Annotated in this window: 2 protein-coding genes and 1 pseudogene; all 3 read left to right on the forward strand. The window is 63.5% G+C overall.

Going from position 1 to position 1,673, the window contains the following annotated elements:
* Positions 1-99: pseudogene (locus ACE3P0_RS21060) on the forward strand (diaminopimelate epimerase); the annotation flags it as partial.
* Complete coding sequence (locus ACE3P0_RS21065; protein ID WP_374404770.1) at positions 96-767, forward strand: DUF484 family protein; 672 nt, start codon at positions 96-98, stop codon at positions 765-767. The pseudogene ACE3P0_RS21060 and the gene ACE3P0_RS21065, both read left to right, overlap by 4 nt.
* Positions 764-1,666, forward strand: coding sequence for a tyrosine recombinase XerC (xerC, locus tag ACE3P0_RS21070; RefSeq protein WP_374404771.1), 903 nt, complete (start codon positions 764-766; stop codon positions 1,664-1,666). The genes ACE3P0_RS21065 and xerC overlap by 4 nt, the downstream gene beginning before the upstream one ends.
* The last annotated feature ends 7 nt before the right edge of the window (positions 1,667-1,673 follow it).

A 1,673-nucleotide genomic window follows, 5' to 3' on the forward strand; every position in this document is an offset into this window, starting at 1 on the left:
CGCGGCGGCGACCTGACCATTGCCTGGGGCGGCGAAGGACGTCCGGTCCTGATGACTGGGCCGGCCGTGACTGTATTTAACGGAGAAATTGATCTATGAGCGCCATGTTTCCGGAAGAGATTGCCGATTACCTGAAGAACAATCCCAGCTTCTTCGAGCAATACGCCGACCTGATGGCGCAGATTTTCGTGCCGCATCCGCACGGTGGGCGCGCCGTGTCGTTGGCTGAACGTCAGATGCTGACCCTGCGCGAGAAGAATCGGGCAACCGAAAGCAAACTCGCCGAGTTGATCGCTTTTGGCGAGGAAAACGATGCGATCAGCGAGAAGGTACATCGTTTGTCGGTCGGTCTGATCGCCGCCGAGACTTTTCAGGCGGTGATCCACCTGCTCAATTTCCACCTGCGCGACGATTTCGCCGTGCCGCATGTGGCCTTGCGTCTTTGGGACAAACCGGCCGGCATCGAGGATCTTCCGGAGTTCGCTGCGGTGAGCGAAGAGCTGCAGGTTTTCGCTGAAACGCTGGCCCGCCCTTACTGCGGTTCGACGGCCGGCTTCGGCACTGCCTCGTGGTTCGGCGAACATGCCTCGCACATCCGTTCGCAGGCACTGATCGCGCTGCGCAATGGCGGCGGTACCGTGGGCATGATCGCGCTGGGCAGCGAAGACGTACATCGCTTCTACGCCGACATGGGCACGCTCTACCTCGAGCGCATCGGCGAGATGGTCTCGGCGGCGCTCGCCCGGGTGACCAAGAGCACACTGTGACCCCGCAGGCGGCTGTCGACGCCTGGCTGGCCGAGCTGGCCAACCAGCGCCGGCTGTCGCCGCATACCGTAGGCAATTACCGACGCGACCTGGAAAAGCTGCTCGCTGCCAGCGGTGAAACGCCGCTGGCCAATTTGCAGGTGCATCACGTCCGTCGTTATGTCGCCCAATTGCACGGACAGGGCTTGGCCGGACGTTCGTTGGCTCGTTTGTTGTCGGCCTGGCGTGGGTTCTTCCATTGGTTGGGCGAGCGCGGTCTGATTCGTGCCAATCCCTGCGATGGTCTGAAGCCGCCGAAGTCGCCGCGCCTCTTGCCCAAGGCGCTCTCAGTCGACGAAACCGCCCGGCTGCTTGACGCCAGCGAAGATGACGATCCGCTGCAGGACGCGCGCGATCTGGCGATGTTCGAACTGTTCTATTCCTCCGGCCTGCGCCTGGCCGAACTGGTCGCGCTGGACGTCGATGCCCTGGATAGCATCGCCCACGAAGGCGAGGTGCGCGTGCTCGGCAAACGCAGCAAGGCGCGGCTGGTGCCGGTCGGCAGCAAGGCGCGCGAGGCCTTGGCGGCCTGGGCCAACGTGCGCGGGGAATTGGCTTTGCCAGGTGAGACGGCGCTCTTCGTCGGCCAGCGCGGGCGGCGCATCAGTCCGCGCATGGTCGAGTTGCGCCTGGAGCGCCGCGCGGTTCGTCTAGGTTTGCCCAAGCACGTGCATCCGCACATGCTGCGCCATTCCTTCGCCTCGCATGTGCTGCAATCCTCAGGCGACCTGCGTGCGGTGCAGGAAATGCTCGGCCATGCCAGCATCGCCTCGACGCAGGTCTATACCCATCTCGACTTCCAGCATCTGGCCAAGGTGTACGACGCCGCGCATCCGCGGGCGAAAAAACGTTCCGGCTGAAACCACA

Origin of the sequence: Niveibacterium sp. (assembly GCF_041909475.1) — a bacterium.
GTDB lineage: Bacteria > Pseudomonadota > Gammaproteobacteria > Burkholderiales > Rhodocyclaceae > Niveibacterium.